The organism is Streptomyces sp. NRRL B-3229 (genome assembly GCF_000719505.1).
GTDB lineage: Bacteria > Actinomycetota > Actinomycetes > Streptomycetales > Streptomycetaceae > Streptomyces > Streptomyces griseorubiginosus.
The window spans coordinates 1-3,353 of record NZ_JOGP01000062.1 but is presented as its reverse complement, the minus strand read 5'-3'; the positions used below and the strand labels follow the sequence as shown (position 1 = coordinate 3,353).

General features: G+C 57.1%; 1 rRNA gene. It reads right to left on the bottom strand.

The window, feature by feature from the left end:
• Positions 1 to 31: 31 nt before the first annotated feature.
• Positions 32 to 3,113 (bottom strand): 23S ribosomal RNA (locus IF54_RS0138590).
• Positions 3,114 to 3,353: the final 240 nt, after the last annotated feature.

The following is a 3,353-nucleotide window of genomic DNA, read 5'->3' as shown; positions in this document are numbered from 1 at the left end:
CTCAGAACTAACACAGTGGACGCGAGCAAATATGGACAAGCCCTCGGCCTATTAGTACCGGTCACCTCCACCCATTACTGGGCTTCCAGATCCGGCCTATCAACCCAGTCGTCTACTGGGAGCCTTAACCCCTCAAAGGGGGTGGGAACACTCATCTCGAAGCAGGCTTCCCGCTTAGATGCTTTCAGCGGTTATCCCTCCCGAACGTAGCCAACCAGCCATGCCCTTGGCAGAACAACTGGCACACCAGAGGTTCGTCCGTCCCGGTCCTCTCGTACTAGGGACAGCCCTTCTCAATGTTCCTGCGCGCGCAGCGGATAGGGACCGAACTGTCTCACGACGTTCTAAACCCAGCTCGCGTACCGCTTTAATGGGCGAACAGCCCAACCCTTGGGACCGACTCCAGCCCCAGGATGCGACGAGCCGACATCGAGGTGCCAAACCATCCCGTCGATATGGACTCTTGGGGAAGATCAGCCTGTTATCCCCGGGGTACCTTTTATCCGTTGAGCGACGGCGCTTCCACAAGCCACCGCCGGATCACTAGTCCCGACTTTCGTCCCTGCTCGACCCGTCGGTCTCACAGTCAAGCTCCCTTGTGCACTTACACTCAACACCTGATTACCAACCAGGCTGAGGGAACCTTTGGGCGCCTCCGTTACCCTTTAGGAGGCAACCGCCCCAGTTAAACTACCCATCAGACACTGTCCCTGATCCGGATCACGGACCCAGGTTAGACATCCAGCACGACCAGACTGGTATTTCAACGACGACTCCACAACCACTGGCGTGGCCGCTTCAAAGTCTCCCAGCTATCCTACACAAGCCGAACCGAACACCAATATCAAACTGTAGTAAAGGTCCCGGGGTCTTTCCGTCCTGCTGCGCGAAACGAGCATCTTTACTCGTAGTGCAATTTCACCGGGCCTATGGTTGAGACAGTCGAGAAGTCGTTACGCCATTCGTGCAGGTCGGAACTTACCCGACAAGGAATTTCGCTACCTTAGGATGGTTATAGTTACCACCGCCGTTTACTGGCGCTTAAGTTCTCAGCTTCGCCACACCGAAATGTGACTAACCGGTCCCCTTAACGTTCCAGCACCGGGCAGGCGTCAGTCCGTATACATCGCCTTACGGCTTCGCACGGACCTGTGTTTTTAGTAAACAGTCGCTTCTCGCTGGTCTCTGCGGCCACCCCCAGCTCACCGAGTAAATCGGATCACCAAGCGTGGCCCCCCTTCTCCCGAAGTTACGGGGGCATTTTGCCGAGTTCCTTAACCATAGTTCACCCGAACGCCTCGGTATTCTCTACCTGACCACCTGAGTCGGTTTAGGGTACGGGCCGCCATGAAACTCGCTAGAGGCTTTTCTCGACAGCATAGGATCATCCACTTCACCACAATCGGCTCGGCATCAGGTCTCAGCCTCAATGAGCGGCGGATTTGCCTACCACTCGGCCTACACCCTTACCCCGGGACAACCACCGCCCGGGATGGACTACCTTCCTGCGTCACCCCATCACTCACCTACTGCAAGTCTGGTTCGTCGGCTCCACCACTCCCCTTTGCCCGAAGGCTCCGGGACGGCTTCACGGACTTAGCATCGCCTGGTTCGATGTTTGACGCTTCACAGCGGGTACCGGAATATCAACCGGTTATCCATCGACTACGCCTGTCGGCCTCGCCTTAGGTCCCGACTTACCCTGGGCAGATCAGCTTGACCCAGGAACCCTTAGTCAATCGGCGCACACGTTTCCCACGTGTGTATCGCTACTCATGCCTGCATTCTCACTCGTGAACCGTCCACCACTGCCTTCCGGCGCAGCTTCACCCGGCACACGACGCTCCCCTACCCATCACAGCCTCCGTTGGGAGTATTGCTGCAATGACACGACTTCGGCGGTACGCTTGAGCCCCGCTACATTGTCGGCGCGGAATCACTAGACCAGTGAGCTATTACGCACTCTTTCAAGGGTGGCTGCTTCTAAGCCAACCTCCTGGTTGTCTCTGCGACTCCACATCCTTTCCCACTTAGCGTACGCTTAGGGGCCTTAGTCGATGCTCTGGGCTGTTTCCCTCTCGACCATGGAGCTTATCCCCCACAGTCTCACTGCCGCGCTCTCACTTACCGGCATTCGGAGTTTGGCTAAGGTCAGTAACCCGGTAGGGCCCATCGCCTATCCAGTGCTCTACCTCCGGCAAGAAACACACGACGCTGCACCTAAATGCATTTCGGGGAGAACCAGCTATCACGGAGTTTGATTGGCCTTTCACCCCTAACCACAGGTCATCCCCCAGGTTTTCAACCCTGGTGGGTTCGGTCCTCCACGAAGTCTTACCTCCGCTTCAACCTGCCCATGGCTAGATCACTCCGCTTCGGGTCTTGAGCGTGCTACTAAAAACGCCCTATTCGGACTCGCTTTCGCTACGGCTACCCCACCCGGGTTAACCTCGCAACACACCGCAAACTCGCAGGCTCATTCTTCAAAAGGCACGCAGTCACGACGCATTGAGTAAACTCAATGCGCGACGCTCCCACGGCTTGTAGGCACACGGTTTCAGGTACTATTTCACTCCGCTCCCGCGGTACTTTTCACCATTCCCTCACGGTACTATCCGCTATCGGTCACCAGGGAATATTTAGGCTTAGCGGGTGGTCCCGCCAGATTCACACGGGATTTCTCGGGCCCCGTGCTACTTGGGTGTCTCTCAAACGAGCCGCTGACGTTTCGACTACGGGGGTCTTACCCTCTACGCCGGACCTTTCGCATGTCCTTCGCCTACATCAACGGTTTCTGACTCGTCCTGTCGCCGGCAGACGACAGAAGAGAGATCCCACAACCCCGCATGCGCAACCCCTGCCGGGTCTCACACGCATACGGTTTGGCCTCATCCGGTTTCGCTCGCCACTACTCCCGGAATCACGGTTGTTTTCTCTTCCTGCGGGTACTGAGATGTTTCACTTCCCCGCGTTCCCTCCACTTGCCCTATGTGTTCAGGCAAGGGTGACAGCCCATGACGACTGCCGGGTTTCCCCATTCGGAAACCCCCGGATCAAAGCCTGGTTGACGACTGGTGCCAAGGCATCCACCGTGCGCCCTTAAAAACTTGGCCACAGATGCTCGCGTCCACTGTGCAGTTCTCAAACAACGACCAGCCACCCATCACCCCCAACCTGAGCTGGAGTTCACTGGGGCCGGCATCACGAGGGGGTTCATTCCCTCAGACACCCAACAGCGTGCCCGACACCCTCGCCACTCGTGATCAGCGTTCCACGCTCCGAAGAGCAGTACTGGCAGCCCGAGATGACTGAAAGTGCCGAATAATCAACGTTCCACCCATGAGCAACCACCG